This window comes from Vibrio sp. Vb1026, from assembly GCF_033338745.1.
In the GTDB taxonomy this organism is placed as follows: domain Bacteria; phylum Pseudomonadota; class Gammaproteobacteria; order Enterobacterales; family Vibrionaceae; genus Vibrio; species Vibrio alginolyticus.
Genome location: NZ_JAWOTH010000001.1, coordinates 234,084 through 248,657 on the forward strand (window position 1 = coordinate 234,084; position 14,574 = coordinate 248,657).

General features: G+C 45.6%; 9 protein-coding genes. 6 read left to right on the forward strand and 3 right to left on the reverse strand.

The genetic code is table 11. From position 1 onward, the window contains the following. Window positions 1-267 precede the first annotated feature (267 nt). The 3 genes from R7E47_RS01080 (at window position 268) to R7E47_RS01090 (ending at window position 4,456) form a co-directional block, all read left to right on the forward strand. Complete coding sequence (locus tag R7E47_RS01080) at window positions 268-774, forward strand: hypothetical protein (RefSeq protein WP_017634473.1); 507 nt, start codon at window positions 268-270, stop codon at window positions 772-774. Between the two features lie 120 nt (window positions 775-894). Next, complete coding sequence (locus R7E47_RS01085; RefSeq protein WP_318083587.1) at window positions 895-2,508, forward strand: alpha-amylase family glycosyl hydrolase; 1,614 nt, start codon at window positions 895-897, stop codon at window positions 2,506-2,508. Window positions 2,509-2,839: 331 nt separating this feature from the next. After that, window positions 2,840-4,456, forward strand: coding sequence for an endonuclease (locus R7E47_RS01090; RefSeq protein WP_158173269.1), 1,617 nt, complete (start codon window positions 2,840-2,842; stop codon window positions 4,454-4,456). Between the two features lie 99 nt (window positions 4,457-4,555). On the opposite strand, the gene pulA is transcribed toward R7E47_RS01090, so the two are convergent. Then, a complete protein-coding gene (gene pulA / locus R7E47_RS01095) occupies window positions 4,556-8,545 on the reverse strand; it encodes a pullulanase-type alpha-1,6-glucosidase (protein WP_318083589.1) in 3,990 nt (1,329 codons plus the stop codon). A 546-nt stretch (window positions 8,546-9,091) separates the two neighbouring features. On the opposite strand from pulA, the gene R7E47_RS01100 reads away from it, so the two are divergent. The 3 genes from R7E47_RS01100 to pdxY all read left to right on the forward strand — a co-directional run bounded on the left by R7E47_RS01100 (window position 9,092) and on the right by pdxY (window position 11,588). After that, window positions 9,092-10,288, forward strand: coding sequence for a tetratricopeptide repeat protein (locus R7E47_RS01100; RefSeq protein ID WP_158155528.1), 1,197 nt, complete (start codon window positions 9,092-9,094; stop codon window positions 10,286-10,288). 140 nt (window positions 10,289-10,428) lie between these two features. Further along, window positions 10,429-10,617, forward strand: coding sequence for an AbrB/MazE/SpoVT family DNA-binding domain-containing protein (locus tag R7E47_RS01105; RefSeq protein ID WP_017634469.1), 189 nt, complete (start codon window positions 10,429-10,431; stop codon window positions 10,615-10,617). A gap of 101 nt (window positions 10,618-10,718) precedes the next feature. Next, window positions 10,719-11,588 carry a pyridoxal kinase PdxY gene (gene pdxY, locus R7E47_RS01110; RefSeq protein ID WP_158173267.1) on the forward strand — a complete coding sequence of 290 codons (870 nt, stop codon included), beginning with the start codon at window positions 10,719-10,721 and terminating at the stop codon, window positions 11,586-11,588. Window positions 11,589-11,653: 65 nt separating this feature from the next. On the opposite strand, the gene sstT is transcribed toward pdxY, so the two are convergent. Together sstT and rsgA are read right to left on the reverse strand one after the other, a co-directional pair. Then, a complete protein-coding gene (gene sstT / locus R7E47_RS01115) occupies window positions 11,654-12,871 on the reverse strand; it encodes a serine/threonine transporter SstT (protein ID WP_005374821.1) in 1,218 nt (405 codons plus the stop codon). Between the two features lie 356 nt (window positions 12,872-13,227). Continuing rightward, entirely contained in the window at window positions 13,228-14,304 is a 1,077-nt protein-coding gene (rsgA, locus tag R7E47_RS01120) for a ribosome small subunit-dependent GTPase A (protein ID WP_158173266.1), read from the reverse strand. Window positions 14,305-14,574: the final 270 nt, after the last annotated feature.

Below are 14,574 nucleotides of genomic sequence, written 5' to 3' on the forward strand. Positions count from 1 at the left end.
CCAATAAAAATACCCCTACATAGAGTTACCTTATTCACATAATTATTTTTATTACTTTGTTTTTTATATAGGTTGGATCAATAATTAATGGCAGTTCCTAACTTATTTTTTGTACTTAGGAAATAAACAAACTTCTCGAAGTGATTTAAATTCGCAATCTGACGATATTTATTTGGCGTTTGATATTTCCATTTTAATAACGATTAATATTTCTTTTAACCGTTGAGTTTATTTTGCTTTGGATATACTAAAAAGGAATTACGTGAAATGAACATGATGAAGACCTCTCTTGCTGCTGCCCTACTTGTTGCCTTAGTAGGTTGTCAATCGACGGCAGAACCTGAAGCGGCCACAGAGCCAGTTGTTAATATGTCTCAAGACGAAGTGGTTGCTTTCATGAAAGCGTGTGACAACCCAGACAGCACAGCGAAAGGACCTATTTCTAAACCACTATTTGTGGTGGGTACTTTTGCGGATTCCGATTGGAAACACGTGCCTCAGCGTCAATACACCTACAAAGGGAATAATTTCTACCAAGCCGTGGTTCAAGAAAAAGTAGGCTCCTACAAAATGCAGTATGCGACCGAGTTGTGGTTCCCACAATTTACCGCAAAAGGTAATAGAATGAACGTTGGTGAATTAACACCATTAACATTTGGTGGTTACGGTACGGATACTTCGGTTGATATTAAAGAAGATGGTAAATATGTATGGAGTCTTCAGTTTGAAGGAAAAGGCAAACCTGTTCATGTCATGGTAAATAAGTGCCAATAATATTCAATTCAATTATTTAAAATCTATTTTTATTTATTAACCCCTGCATGAAACACATGTCGGGGTTAATTTTATTACTCAAATTTCCGTAGTTTATTTGAGTAAGTTAGGGAGAATAAAATGCGTAATATCCTACGTAACCATCGCCTGTCTCGATCGTTGCTTGCGTTAAGTGTGATTGGTGCTTTATCTGCGTGTAATTCTTCTGGTGGTGGCGACACTAATAGCAGCACTCCGCTACCGGATACCAGTTATGCTTGCCAAGCCAATGTCATGGCGCAAAGTAACCAACTTCGTACTTATCAAATCATGGTAGAGAGTTTTGTGGATGGTGATGCGAGCATTGGTCACGGTACAGGTTATGGCACCAGCCATCATAACGGCGATTTGCAAGGAGTGATTGATTCACTCGATTACATCCAAGACTTAGGGATGAATGCGATTTGGTTGACGCCAGTTTTTGAGTCAGAAGAGATAGCAGGACAAGATCATTGGGCGGATCGTTTGGACGCCACCGGCTATTTTGCGACAGATTACTTTAAAATCGACCCCAAATTTGGTGACTTAGCGACCGCGAAAACTTTAGTCGAAGAAGCACACAAACGCGGTCTGTACGTATTTTTTGATGGCGTATTTGGCCACCATAAGAATGGTTTGATCAAACCCTCGCCTTCCGGCTTGTTGCCTTCAGGCTCAAGCAATCCCGTGGATTACCCAGCCAGTCTCGATTTCTACAAAGAGGTGGCGACGTATTGGATCAAAGAACTCAAGATTGACGGCTGGCGTTTAGATCAAGCCTATCAAGTTCCGACAGACGCTTGGACACAAATTCGTAAAGCCGTCGATGAAGCCTCACAAAATGTGACGTACACCAATAGCAAAGGCGAACAAGTGAATCCGTTGGGTTACATGGTGGCAGAGATTTGGAAAGGGGAGTCTGAAATCGCGAATGAGGCGTATGGATCGAGCAGCGATCCAGCATTGTGCTCTGCGTTTGACTTCCCTATGCGATATCGCATCGTTGAAACTTTAGCCGTGAATGAGAGCGGCGTGGGTGGTCGCGGTGCGGATTGGTTAGACAACGGCTACAGCACACACAATCAATATCCAACACATGCGCAGCCGAATTTGATGATCGGCAACCATGATTTAGTGCGCTTTGGTGACTTGTTACAGCGTGGAAACTTGGCGGATGTGAATGATGCAGAATATTGGTTACGCCATAAAGCCGCGTTTGCTTTCCAAGCGGCGTACACCGGGCCAATCACGTTGTACTACGGTGATGAAATCGGGGATCAAGTGGATGGTTTTGCCGTAAAAGAAGACAACAGCACCTGCGCCATTCAAGGTTTGTGCGATGATCACGTTGCGCGCAGCAGTGCGAAAATTGAAGGCGTGACGGCGACGCTTGATGCAAACCAAGCCGATCTCAAATCTTATGTGACATCGCTGATGACAATGCGCGATGCGCATCCTGCACTTTATCAGGGGTCACGCACGAATTTAGTTGCGAGTAACGGCAGTTATGTGGACTTGAAACAATCTGGTTCGGACAAAGTCTTGTTTGCGCTAAATACCTTAGAGAGCGCTAGAAGCGTCACTCTTACTCAGGAGAGTGTTGGTACTGGTGAGTTGGTGGATTTGCTCACGAATGAAAAAATTACTCCGAGTAATGGTCAATATCAGATTCTGATGTCGCCACTACAAGGACGATTCTTTGCGGTAAAACCTTAAGGAATTATCCAGAATTGATGCTCACCAGTTGAGCTGACCACAAGCTTTCTTATAAACAAGCCAAGTGTTGTTGCTGACCCCCATAGGCGCACACTTGGCTTTTTTCTGTCTGTTTTACTTTTCCCTTAATGGTTTTACGACGATGTAGCCAACAAGTTGCTTCGCTTTTTGTATTGGCGTTTGTTTTCAGCAGGTGAATATTTGTGAGATAAGCTGCACATTAAAAAGTAAATTAACACTTGTGCAACGTAAAAGTGTGACTGAAGGATTACTTATGCCCCACTAATATGTTTATCGTGTTTGGGATTTATATAACTAATGGAAAAGTATAATGAAATCCATAACGAACTCCCTCTGTCTCCTTGCTGCTGTTAGCTCTCCGTTTGCATATAGCCAAATTATCAACGGTGACTTTGAGCAGTGGAATGGCAATGTACCTACGCAGTGGTCAGAGATTGACGCGGGCATTACAGTGTCGCCAAGCAGCGAGCAAATCAAATCGGGTGGTCTGGTTGCCCAGGTCGTCGTGAATACAGGTACCCAAAGCAACACCGACTTTTTGCAAACCATTAATGTGGAGCAAGGGAAAACCTATCCGTTTTCTGTCTCGGTTTATCATACCGAAGGAAATGTAAAAGCACGTCTGGTGGTTGATGGTTATCACAATTACTCGAACCCACAACAGATAAACCAGTGGCAAGAGCTCGCGCACAACTACACAGCGAGCTCGAACAAGACCATCAACGTCGGTTTGCGTTTTTACGATGAAGCCAGTTTTGATGGCTCAGAAGTTGTCTACGTCGATAATTTTCAACCGACTGAGACGAGTACACAACCTCCTGTAGAAAGTTGTAGTGATCACCAAGTGGTCTTGACTCTCACAACAGATGACTATGGTTCAGAAACTAGCTGGACGTTAAAAAACAACCAAGCCGAAGTGCTGTTTTCTGGTCAGGGGTACGAGTCAGCAACCACCATTGAAAAGAGCATGTGCTTAGCTGACGGTAACTACCAATTCACGATTCAAGACGAGTATGGTGACGGCATTTGTTGTGGCAGTGGCGCGGGGTCGTACACGCTGACTGAGGGAGATAAGACTCTTGCTTCTGGCGCTGAATTCTCGAAAAGTGAAACCACCGATTTTAACTTAGGTGACACAACGACGACCCCACCAGTGGTTGATGGTTACTATCAAGCGGCATCTGGTAAGACGGGATACGCTCTAAAAACAGCGTTGTTTAACATTATCAGTAATCACTCCAGCCGAGGCTATTCTGCGGTCTGGACCTTGGTAAAAGATGCCGATATTGATCGTTATTATGAAAATGATGGCTCTATTCTCGATATGTACTCTGAAAAGCCATCTGCTAGCGATACAGTAAGCTTTACCAAAGTCACAGACCAATGTGGCCAATACAAAACGGAAGGGGATTGCTACAACCGTGAGCACTCTTTTCCGAAAAGCTGGTTTGGCGGTAAGGTTGAGCCGATGAACTCAGACGGTCATCACTTGTTTGCAACTGATGGTTATGTAAACGCGAAGCGCAGTAATTGGCCATTTGGTGAAGTGGGCACCGCGACCTACGTGTCTAGTAATGGCTCTAAACTTGGACAAGCAAGCACTAGTCTGGGCTACTCCGGTACGGTGTTTGAGCCGATTGATGAGTTTAAGGGCGACTTCGCCCGTGCTTATTTCTACATGGCAACCCGCTATGAAAATGTTGTAGGTAACTGGGAAGGCAATTCAAGCAATGCGGATGCTGTCCTTGATGGTTCAAGTTCAACGGTTTTTGAACCTTGGATGTTAAACATGCTGAAACGTTGGCACAAAAATGATCCCGTTAGTGAAAAAGAACGAAACCGCAATCAACAAGTGTTTGATTTTCAGGGCAATCGTAATCCATTCATTGATCATCCTGAGTTTGTTGAACAGATTTGGGGAAACTAACACCTTTTTGATTTTGGTATCCACCATTTAGTGACGCCAACAAAACAAAGGGGAAGCGTGATGCTTCCCCTTTTTCATTACGGATGTTTTTAAATGAAACTAGTTTTTCGTTACCGTCACGATTGGCGCCGACTTGTCAGCCGCATTGAAGTGGAAGTTGTAGTTTCCTGCTTCTGCAATCGCAATTTTTAGGTTTGCGCTACCGCCACCGGCTTCCATCGTCAGCGCTTTACCAAGCTCAACACTGCCTTCACCACCGAAGTTGGTGTCTGCTGCCCAGTCTGCGCTCGCAACTTTCATCTCGTAGTTGCCCGCCGCTAGGGTAATGTCTAGCGAATAAACGTCATTTGCAACATAGCTGAACTTCGCTGTTGAGTCTTGTGCTGGAGCATCCCATGTAGTGATAGTGCCACGTAAGTAAAGTGCTGTTTCACCGAATGTTGGTGCATCTGCTGACTTGGTCACTGACACGACCGGTTTTTCTACGCTTTCATCTTGAACATGTAGCGCGTTCAGAGTGAAGTTGTACTTACCTGTTTCAGCAACAGACAGCTTACAGTTACCTTCTGAACCTAATTCTAGTGAACCAGAAGCTATATTCGCAGCATCACAACCGATGTTTGGATTTGCCCAACCAGAGTCCGCGAATTTGAACTCGTGTTCACCAGCTTCAAGAACGCCAGTTACAGAGTACATACCGTTGCCAATAAAGGTCATCGCCCAATCACTGCTATCAGACCAATCGTTCATCGTGCCTTTCACGTAAACCACGGTTTCGCCGTAAGGAGGAATACTCGATACGTCTTTGTTATCCGTGTTTACTGGTAGGCCAGCACCTTGCGCGCCGTTTTGTGGCTGCACGAATACCGCTGTTGTCAGTGCTGGTACTGTGAACGTTTCATTGGTGAAGCTTGCACCTTTGACGATGTCATCCGCAGAGTTTTGTTGAACTTCATGCAGTTCGAAACCAGTTGCGCCAGCAACTTTGAAAGATTTCTCAGTTGATGTTGAGTTCACAACGGCCACGACAGCATCGTAGTTCGAATCTAAATCGGCACCCGCTGATGTACCATCGTCGATAGACATCACAATCAAGCCTTCCACTTGGTCTTTCCCTACGTTGCGGAAGTCCACACGGTTCATCACTTCTTGCGCGGTATCTAGGCGGAATAGTTCGCTTGTGCTACGGATTTTTAGTAGCTCTAGGAATTGTTGCTTAGTCAGCTCGATGTCGGTTGAATCTGGTTTCGCCGTGCTGTCACCAACGATGGTTTTGATCAGCTCCCAGTTTGCACCGTCTTTGTCTTCACGTGGTAGACCAACGTTCCAGTTATTGTCGCTTCCGTCGAAGAATACACGGTTGAACCAGTCACCAGAATCGTACGAGTCGCGCTGCATAGATTTAGAGCGCAATAGCTCAGAACCCATGTGGATGAATGGAATGCCTTGACCAAGCATCACCGTTGATAGGGACACAGACTGCATACGTGCACGCTCGGCAGATGAAGTGCCTGTCGCAATCTTGTAGGCGTTGTTATCCCACAATGTTTGGTTGTCGTGCTTAGACACGTAAGAGATGTTCTCTGATGGCACTTTTGTGTAGCCTGCAGGCGCACCATTGTAATCAACGTTCTTACCCAGCTTGGTTTCGCCTTTGTAATCAAGAAGGATGTAGTCAGCCAAGTTACCAGCCATACCTAGACGAACCAGATCTTGGTTGTGTAAACGACCATTCACCGACTCTGCGTCAGTTTTGGTTTCTTCGTTAGGGTAAGCGGCGTTACCAAAGCCTTGGTTAAAGCGAAGTGGGTGCTTACCTTCAGAATCTACACCGCCATCAAACGGGCTTCCGCCACGAACTGCGTCACGCAGACGATCAGAGAAAGTACCGATTTCTGTCCCCGCCATGTTGACTTGTGTCGCCTGATCGAAGCGAGCGTTTTGCGCGACTTCACCAAAGTCCCAACCTTCGCCGTAGAACAAGGTATTCGGGTCAATTTCACGGACTTTTTCAAGTGCGTAAACCATCACATCTTTCGGCTGGTGGCCCATAAGGTCAAAACGGAAACCATCGACTTTATAGTCATCCGCCCATACCATCAATGAGTCAACCATTAGTTTACCCATCATCAAGTTCTCGGTTGCGGTGTTATCACAACAGGTTGAGTTTTCGACGCCGCCAGTGTTGACGTTTAGGCGGTGGTAGTACCCAGGGACAATCTTATCCAGTACTGATTTTTCGTTCACACCAGATGCATTTGTGTGGTTGTACACGACGTCCATGACCAGTTTCAGATCCATTTTATGCGTCGCTTGAACCATTTCGCGGAACTCAAGAATACGCTTAGACCCGTTAGGATCGGTCGCATAACTGCCTTCTGGCACGGTGTAGTGGTAAGGGTCATAACCCCAGTTGAAGCTGTCTAGCATGCGAAGATCGTTCATCAATGCTTGTGCTTTGCCCGTTGTTGGGTCGTAGCTATTTAATACCTCTTCAATTACTTTGCCGTCATCTTCGGTCTCACAAATGGAGGCTTCTGGCTTGATGCCACAAAGTTTACCCACGGTGTCGGTGATATCGACTCGCTTGTCAGCGTCTTCATCCACGGTTGCAATATCAAATGCTGGCAAGATATGTAGCGTTGTTAGGCCAGCATCTTTTAAAGCTTGTAAGTGAGATACAGACTCACGCTCAGGTTCTGTAAGCGCCAGATATTTGCCATCAAGACTTGGTGTGCCTTTGCTGTCGTTAAAGCTGAAATCACGAATGTGTGACTCGTAAAGGACGTGGTCTTCGTCTTTTTTAACTGTTGGGCGTGCGTAGTTTTTCCAATCTTGAGGCATTAAGCTTGGATCATCTAAATCAACCACTTGCGAGTATCGTGAGTTCTTAGACAAGCTCATTGAATATGGGTCTGTTACCAAACGCGTTTCAACGACGCCAGTTGTTGGGTGGTATACCTTAACTTGGTAGCGATAGTATTTGTTGACAACGTTGCTTTGTGCCTCAGAAACCCAGATACCTGTTGCTGGGTCTTCCGTCATGGCAACGGTCGCTTCTTCTGCTAAGTTTTCATCGTAGATTATCAGATCAACATCTTGGGCAGTTGGTGCCCATAGTTTGAAGGTTGCGGCATCGCCTTCCACAATCGCACCGAGTTCTTGACCGATCGCGTTACCTGCCTTGGAATCGGCAAACACCGCATCCAAAACGCCCGGCTTTTGCACTTCAGTTGCAGAAATGACGTCACCATTTGCGTTGTAAGCCACCATAACAATTTGTGACTTCAGGATCGTACGCAAGGTCGCGTCATCGACATCGATACCCGCAGCTTGAAGGCTAGCAAGGTGACGGAAGCGTGATTTCAGACCATCAGACAACTCACCAGCTTTTGTCAGCTCAACGGCTGTACCGCCAGAGATTTGCTTGTCTTCATCCATTTTGATGTCATTGCTAAGGCTGTAGAACAGCTTCATGGAATCCGCACTGGTCGCCGCTTCCCATGCGATGGTGTTGGCGTCTAACCAATGGGCTTTTTGACCATCAATATCAACAGGGCGCTCTTCTATTGGCTCGTAGTAAAGTTCACTGCTGCCGTGGAAGCCAAACAAACCTTTCGATTCGCCGATTTTCGTCAACTCTACTTTTGAGTTTGCGCTGCCGAACGCTTTCTCATCACCTTTGTGCAGAATGAAGTTCATGCATTCGTGTGGGTCAGAGGCGTCAGGGTTTATTTTCAGTACGTAGTAAGCACCGTAGGTGTCGTTGATGCCATCGAATGGGTGTGGCGCAGACCAATCCGTTCCTGTTCCCGGAATGCCCATTGCGTCTAAATCTGTGCTGGTACAGCCCTCACCGTTCCATAGGTGCAAGCCCCAACCTTCGTAGTCGCTGGCTGTTGAAGCTGATGCTACGTCACGTTTGTAATAAATGACGACTTCATTCTCTCCCGCAGGGTACAAGCCTGAGCCAGGGGTCGTCGTATCTTCGTTCGTGCTATCACTACCACAACCGCTGATTACCGCGACGGAAATCAAAGGCAGTACGGTTTTGGCAATTGTTGATAATTTAAATGTCTTATTGTCCACGTTTACAAATCCATTGTTATTGAATTGATATTGAGCTGCGCGCTGCCTTCGCTGACTCAATCATCAAGAAGGTTTTGCACACGCTAGAAAGGCAGATGCCAAAAAAGGAAATGTTCAATTAGATGCTAATACACTGAATCATCAGCAAAATGTGAGAGCAGGCTGTTAAGTTTTTTACAGGTGCAAATTTTCTGTCACAGTCGATTTTGTTCACAAATTAAATAATAAAACAGGCGCATAGTGAGAGATTCTGCACATCATTAAAATGTAAATTTTTATGGGATGAGTAAGGGGGGATGATAGGGGATGAGAATGTCTCAGCCCCAAAACCGTGATTAAGTTCTATAAAAATGAGGGCTATATTTTTCTTTTAAAAATAAGTTGCAGTGATGTTGAATAAAATACCGCCATTAAGTCTTCGCAAGCTTCAGATTTTCGCTAAGTGGTCGTTATATAATGAAGGTAGTCGGCGTTATGTCGGCGCGTAATCATAAGATTTCCCTGAAAGGGAGTTGAATTGGGCCCTGAAACCAAAAGAGGCTATTTATGAGTAGTATGGGCATTGCCATTGCGGCAACTGGCCTTTCACTCGTCCTGATATTTGTGTGGATGATCTCGTTGTCGATGCGGAAACAGAGACTCGAGGCAGAGAGGAAAGCTCGCGAAGCCGCTTATCGAAAGGCGATGCATAAAGCGCGAGAGCAAGAGCGTAAAGAGCGAGAGTTCAAAGCAGAAACCGGGCATATCCCCACCATTTTATTTCTAGCGAAAGAAGCCGAAAAGGACAACATTCGTCAAGCGCTGTATTGGTATGATAAAGCCGCTAAACTGGACAATGTGACGGGGATGTACGGCATTGTTCGCTTAAGTGAACGCATGCGCGAAGATGTGATTTTAAAAGAGCAGGCAAACTTCTGGCGTACCGCAATTGCGGGAATGGAAGGGGATACCGAAGCGAAATTTTCGACGGGCAAGGCCTTGGTCTTTGGTCGAGGAACTGAAAAAAATATCCCAAAAGGTAACCAACTGATTGAAACTGCCGCCGAAGAAGGCTGCATTGATGCCATGATTTATATGGGGGAATGGCAGCTTTCACCAGACAATAGTGCAGGACGCAGTGCAGATGCGCTTTACTGGTTTATGAAAGCGGCGGAAAAAGACAGTGCGGATGGCAAGATCCAAGTCGGCTTATGTTACCTAAATGGCATTGGTACAGAAAAAAGCATGGTTAAAGGTTGCTACTGGCTGGAACGGGCCGCGGAAGGTGGCAGTGCTAAAGCGATGTATCATGCTGGCGAAGCGTGGAAGGATAAAGGTAAAACGGGTAATGCAATTGCTTACGTTTGGCTGTTTCTTGCTGCCAATATGGGCTACCAACCTGCGCGTACGTTACGTGATGAAGTGGCAACCAATATTGGTGTTGATGTTGTCGTTGGATTGCAGTCCATAGCGAAGCCGTTGCAAAGAAAACTGGCCTCAGGAATGGTGAGAAAGCACTCTATTATTCGAGCCCTTAACAAAGTGTACAAACGCGAAGCGTATTTTCCTGCGGAAGAGGAGCTCAATGCGGTGTTGAATGATGAGAATAAAGACGCCTCCGAGGCTTGGGAGGAGGCATCAACACTAGATTTTCAGCCTAACATGACAACGGTAACAGCAGAAGGTCAGGCAAGCACATCGCCCAACGAAAAAAAACTTTCTAAAGAGGCGCTCGATTTCACTCAAAACTTCCTTCAACCATAACCTATCTTATCCAGAAGCCTCAAGATTGAGGCTTTTCTTTTGTCTTTAAAATGTTACGCCAAATCCAAGTCAGCTCGATGTATTTGAGGCTAGACATCCAATGACGTGAAAACTCATTTTCGACATTTGGAGGACGAAAGATGATAAGTCAACCTGTTAAAATCGGTGACGACACCGCCGTAGTCATTCCAAGCGTAATCCTAGCTCAGCTCGGGATAAGGGAAGGAGATACCCTAGAAATCGCACTGAATAAAGACAAAATGGAAATTAAGAAGATGGTGTTGAAAACCAGCGCTCCAACTTACTCTGAAGATATTGAGGAGAATTGAGTTAGAGAATCTTGGTTTGTCGGATACACTACTGGTTTCGCAAAACTGGCGCTTGCCGCTGTCTTTGAACTATCGATAACTACAATAAGAGGTAAGGTACTATGCAAGGTATCCTCTCTATACAATCTCATGTTTCTTTTGGTCATGCTGGTAACTGCAGTGCTGTTTTCCCAATGCAACGCATGGGTTTCGAAGTATGGCCGATTCATACCGTTCAATTTTCTAACCACACGCAGTATCAAGAAGGCTGGACTGGGCGAGCGTTTGCGGCTGAAGACATCAGCGAGTTAGTTCGTGGACTTGGTAACATCGGCGCGCTGGAAAAGTGCCAAGCGGTATTGACGGGCTACCAAGGTAGCGCAGAGCAGTGCCTTGCTGTTGAAGATACCGTGACGAAAGTGAAGCAAGCGAACCCGAACGCACTTTACGTTTGCGACCCTGTGATGGGCGCGCCAGACAAAGGCTGCATTGTGGCTCCGGGCATTGCTGAAAATCTTCTAACGCGTTTGATGCCAATGGCGGACGTGATCGTTCCGAACCAATTCGAGCTAAGTCAATTTGCTGAGATGGAAATCCACTCACTAGACGATGCGATCACCGCATGCCAACGTGCGCTAGAGAAAGGTCCAAAAGTGGTGCTAGTTAAGCACCTTTACTGCCTAGAAAATGGCAGCTTTAACATGCTATTGGCTACGCAAGAAGGTATTTACCTTGCGAAGCGTCCTCAATTTGAGTTTGCTAAACAACCTGTTGGCGTGGGCGATCTTATTTCAGCTATTTTTACCGCGGGACTCTTAAAAGGCTGGTCTCCCAAGCAAGCTTTCCAACATTGTCATGACGCATGCTACGGGGTGTTAAGTGCAACGTACCATGCAGGCGAATGGGAGCTGCAAACTATTGCTGCGCAGCAAGAGTTTGTTGAGCCAAGTAAGCATTTCTCAATTGAAGAGGTGGCTTTGGTCACCGCGTAATTGAGCGCAATTAAACAAAAAAGGGGAGCCATCATCGGCTCCCCTTTCTCTTTGTTCTGTCAGTCTTACTGAGCTTTTTGCTGCTCTGATTTACAAACTGCTGCCGTAAAGACAACGTCTGTTGAGCTGTTTAGCGCAGTTTCTGCAGAGTCTTGAATCACACCGATAATGAAGCCAACCGCTACAACCTGCATTGCTACGTCGTTTGAGATACCAAACAGGCCACACGCAAGTGGGATAAGTAGTAGAGAGCCACCTGCAACACCTGATGCGCCGCATGCAGAAACCGCAGCTACAATACTTAGAAGTAGCGCAGTCAGTAGATCAACTTCGATACCCATAGTGTGCACAGCTGCAAGCGTTAGTGTTGTGATAGTGATTGCAGCACCAGCCATGTTGATGGTCGCACCTAGAGGGATAGATACTGAGTATGTATCCTCGTCCAGTTTTAGCTTCTCACATAGTGCCATGTTTACTGGAATATTCGCCGCACTTGAACGAGTGAAGAACGCAGTTACACCACTTTCACGTAGACAACGGAATACAAGTGGGTAAGGGTTTTGTTTGGTTTTAACGAACACGATCGCTGGGTTTACAACGAGTGCGATGATCATCATTGCGCCAAGAAGAACCGCCAGAAGGTGTGCGTAGCTTGCTAGTGCGCTAAAGCCCGTTGTCGCAAACGTTGAAGCAACCAAGCCAAAGATACCAAATGGTGCAAGACGAATGATAAAGCGCACAATGTGAGACACGCTGTGGCTTAGATCTTCAAATACGGCCTTCGTTGTTGCCGATGCGTGGTGTAGTGCAAGACCCAGACCCACACCCCAAGCAAGAATGCCGATGTAGTTTGCTTCTACTAGTGCATTTACTGGGTTGTCGACCAGTTTAAACAACAATGTGCGTAGAATTTCAGCAATACCTTGAGGAGGCGTTGCACCTTCAGCGCCGGTGACAAGCGTTAAATTGGTCGGGAAAAGGAAGCTTAGAACCACTGCTGATAGCGCCGCGAAGAATGTACCCATCAGGTACAGTACAACGATTGGGCGCATGTAAGTGTGTTGGTTTTTCTTTTGGTTTGCAATTGAAGCGGCAACCAAAATAAACACAAGAATTGGCGCGATCGCTTTAAGCGCACCGACAAAAAGGCTACCAATTAATCCCGCGCTTTCGGCATGGCTTGGAGAAATTGTCGCGAGCAAAATACCAAAGACGATACCGACAAGGATCTGGACGACGAGGTTACCACGAGCATATCGGGCAACGAGGCTGTTGTGTTGCATACATCATTCCTGCAATTTTATGCCAGAGTGGCAGGGCAATAGTCCATCATTACACGGCGATAATGCCCTTGTATTGCAAGGGGTGAGCATTGCTTCTGGTCACTAAGACACATGATTATCAATTATCCTGTTTTTATAAATTCAGCCATTTTCTTGCTGAATATCACATATCTTAGCTTGGTAATATTTTGTGTCTAGTTTTAGTTTGTTTTTGGATTAAATGTTTGCTCAATGTTATTTAAATAAGATTTTTATGTTGAAAATTATCATTAGTTATGAGTAATGGTTTTTAATAAAGTTGTTAAAAAGGAGACTTTCGTCTCCTTTGATTTTATTGACAACTCAAACGCAACAAATTAATAACTTTGTTGGCGCCTGCGCTTATCACTCATGGCATTGCGAGCAAGTTTACCGAATCGTCGACTTTGTGCTCGTTGCTCTGCCAAAGTCGCGCCGTTAAAGGCTTGTTCTCGCAATAGTTTTTGATAGTTATTGAAACGACGAACCTCAAGTGTGCCATTTGCAATCGCAGTTTGAACTGCGCAGCCTGGCTCAGTTTGGTGCTTACAATTGCCAAAGCGACAACGCTGAGCGAGCGCCTCAATGTCAGAAAATGCCTCACTGACCCCCGATTCACAATCTGCTAGTTGAAGCTCGCGCATTCCCGGAGTATCAATCAAGATGCCGCCATCAGGTAATAGATGGATAGAGCGCGATGTAGTTGTATGTCGCCCTTTGCTATCGTCTTCACGAATATGCCCAGTTGCCTGTTCTTGTTGCCCGAGTAATGCATTAACAAGAGTTGATTTGCCAACGCCTGAAGAACCGATAAAAGCGAGGGTTTGTCCTTCTTTGCACCAGGTCATGAGTTTAGAAGCACTCTCTATTTCTAAGCCGTTGACTGTCTCTATCGCTAATAGAGGGTCGAGCTTCTGTACTTGGCTTTTTAGTTCATCAGTATTGTCACACAAATCGGCTTTGGAAAGCACGATGACGGGTTCGACTTCGGCTTCATGAGCCAAGGCAAGATAGCGTTCAATACGACTTAAATTGAAGTCGTCGTTAAGGGAACAGACGATAAACACTGTATCCACATTGGCTGCGATAAGTTGCTCTACCACTTTGCTGCCAGCGGCTTTGCGGCTAAAGAGGCTCAAGCGATCCAGTAAGCGAACAAATTGCTGATCTTCATTTAAGATTACCCAGTCTCCGACGGTCATATTGGGTAAAGAATGGTGGGCATTAAGATGAACTTGCCCAGTTTCTGTTGCCAATAAATAACCACTTCGGTGATGCGCAATTACACGAGCAAAGATAGTGTTGTCGTAATCGTCTAATGTCAGTTGTTGCTGAAAAAATGGTTTCCAACCCAATTGTTTTAGAGGGTTTGAAGTTGAAACTAATGTGTCACAAAAAGTATGTGTTTGATTCATTATTGAATTATCCCAGACGCAACAAAGCGCCTTAATACAAATCGCATTAGGGTCTAATTCGGATAGAGTTGACCCCGGTGAAGACCGGGCAGAGAAGGGGAGTTGTGGTTATGCCACAGAGTTGGTGCTGTTAGGGTTACCCTTGCGATGCCCAGTTAGTGTTATTCAATACAATCATCTTGTGTCCTCTTCGTTGGTTAATAAATAAGTGAGTTAATTAAGCCAAAAGAGTATAGCTGCCCTTTTTTAAAGAGGGTAGCTATACTGCAA

Excerpts from the sequence above, each read along its gene's own strand:
- R7E47_RS01080 (WP_017634473.1), top strand. The coding sequence starts at position 268 with ATGAACATGATGAAGACCTCTCTTGCTGCTGCCCTACTTGTTGCCTTA.
- R7E47_RS01085 (WP_318083587.1), top strand. The coding sequence starts at position 895 with ATGCGTAATATCCTACGTAACCATCGCCTGTCTCGATCGTTGCTTGCG.
- R7E47_RS01090 (WP_158173269.1), top strand. The coding sequence starts at position 2,840 with ATGAAATCCATAACGAACTCCCTCTGTCTCCTTGCTGCTGTTAGCTCT.
- R7E47_RS01100 (WP_158155528.1), top strand. The coding sequence starts at position 9,092 with ATGAGTAGTATGGGCATTGCCATTGCGGCAACTGGCCTTTCACTCGTC.
- R7E47_RS01105 (WP_017634469.1), top strand. The coding sequence starts at position 10,429 with ATGATAAGTCAACCTGTTAAAATCGGTGACGACACCGCCGTAGTCATT.
- pdxY (WP_158173267.1), top strand. The coding sequence starts at position 10,719 with ATGCAAGGTATCCTCTCTATACAATCTCATGTTTCTTTTGGTCATGCT.
- sstT (WP_005374821.1), bottom strand. The coding sequence starts at position 12,871 with ATGCAACACAACAGCCTCGTTGCCCGATATGCTCGTGGTAACCTCGTC.
- rsgA (WP_158173266.1), bottom strand. The coding sequence starts at position 14,304 with ATGAATCAAACACATACTTTTTGTGACACATTAGTTTCAACTTCAAAC.